2 protein-coding genes and 1 riboswitch are annotated in these 1783 nt (G+C 39.3%); both genes read right to left on the minus strand.

What is annotated here, in order from left to right; translation table 11 throughout:
- Positions 1-171: riboswitch (cobalamin riboswitch) on the minus strand. This riboswitch is flagged as partial in the annotation.
- Between the two features lie 29 nt (positions 172-200).
- Positions 201-1013, minus strand: coding sequence for a hypothetical protein (locus GXZ13_00715; GenBank protein NLX74367.1), 813 nt, complete (start codon positions 1011-1013; stop codon positions 201-203).
- Between the two features lie 13 nt (positions 1014-1026).
- Positions 1027-1743: an energy transducer TonB gene (locus tag GXZ13_00720; GenBank protein ID NLX74368.1), complete on the minus strand. Its 717-nt coding sequence runs from the start codon at positions 1741-1743 to the stop codon at positions 1027-1029.
- Positions 1744-1783: the final 40 nt, after the last annotated feature.

The raw sequence follows: 1783 nt of genomic DNA on the forward strand, positions 1-1783 counted from the left end.
CAGCAGGTTTCCTGGCTTCCGTTCATCCTACTTCCGCGTCTTCCCACCTTTCGGCAGTGACTTTTTGCGGGTTCGTCCCGGTTACAGTAGCGGGGCTGCTTCGGCTTTTAACCGAATTCCCTAACTGAACATCAATTCTATATTTGGTTGTCTGTAGACAATACTACATCTTGATTAAAAATGCAATATAACAATTTTTGCTAATTAAAATAATTTTCTTTAAAATCTTTTATAACTTCCAATGAACGGAAGTAGTCATCTTCAAATACCTCTATGCTCATTACTCTCTCACGGTCGTCATCTGCAAGTTTTATTATTTTTTTCAATAGCTCTTTATCAAAATAAGAAAGATCAACATGATCTGTTCCGTCGGGCATCACTCCATGCAGATGAATCATGCGTGTTTCAGGCATATATTTTTCTGTATACTCTAGTGCGGGATATTCTCCTTTTATTAGGTGTCCTACGTCCAAACAAACGGATAACCCTATTTCTCTTACTATATCGATAATGTATGAAAATTCATTATCTAGTGTTTCAGCACAAATCCGGCTTTTATCGTCAACAGATGCTGCTATGCGCAACGCCGAAGAGCGAGTGAGCTCTTTCCAAATTTCCAATTCTTTGCTGGGGACTCTGCCTCTAACTTCTCCGACGAGATGCAGTATCCATGCAAATGGCTTTATGGGAGAGAAGAGTTCTGTTATGCGAAGACATGTATCTTCACATTTTATTCTCTCTTTGATATCTGATACTTCTGCTTTACAGACATCAACAGGGAAATGGATATTACAAGTCATACCAAGCTCTCCCAAAAGATAACCGAGCTCGCGCACTTCGTCTTCATGTGGGATATTGGAGCCATCGGGAGTGTCAAAGAGTACTATTTCCATGTCCGATACATTTTCTGACAGACAGCGCAAATTCTCTTCTAAAGTTCCGGGTACAACCCAGGATGTGCCACCAAGGCGAAGGGTATTATTGTTAAAAGAGATTCTGTTTCTTTCGCTCATTTTTACACCATTTCTATTTTAATTTAAATACTATGGGCAACCTCGCCCTTATTGTTCCATTGTAATCGAATCTCCACTGTTTTGCTGCTCTTATTGCACTCTCATCTAAACGAGGGAATCCACTGGTTTTTTCTAACTCTGTGTCCGTTACTCTTCCATTTTCTATTGTAATAATAATTACAACCGATCCTTCTTCTTTACGCTTCCTAGAGAAGGCGGAGTATTCAGGAAGAACTTTTTTTGTAATTCTTAACGTCTGAACATCTATAGGAGCAGCAGAAGTTCCTGCCCTTCCTTCCATAACAGGCATATTCGAGGTTTGTGCTGAACCGGAATATGAGTCATCAGCAACATCGGATTGAGAAGTATCCTGCCAATCTGCCTCTTCCGGGAGTATGTTTTTTGCAGGTGTCTGAGATATTTCTCTTGCTGCGGGAACTTCCGTTTTATTTTCTTCGTTAATTTTCTCTTTTGGTTTCTCGAGCTTTGGCTTGGGTTTAGGTTTTATGTTTTTTTTAATTTCTTTTTTTTCAGTTTCTTTTTTGGGTCCTGCCGTCTGTCGTACGTCTATTTTTTCAACTTTTTTGGGAAGAGTTGTAAAGCTAACTCTCATTATGGGAGGCTTCTCTTTTCTTTGTGGGACAGGAATATAAAAGATCACTCCCAAATGTAGTGATGTGCTTATAAGCATAGCTAAAATCCATATCTGTTTTTTACTTAAGTTTATCAATGCTCTCCGCCTTGCATTAAAAGTCCCGTTGAGTTTATTC

This window comes from Synergistaceae bacterium (assembly GCA_012728235.1).
In the GTDB taxonomy this organism is placed as follows: Bacteria; Synergistota; Synergistia; order Synergistales; family Synergistaceae; genus JAAYFL01.

What these genes read in the sequence shown, in the direction of transcription:
- GXZ13_00715 (NLX74367.1), bottom strand. Translation starts at nt 1,013, where the DNA reads ATGAGCGAAAGAAACAGAATCTCTTTTAACAATAATACCCTTCGCCTT.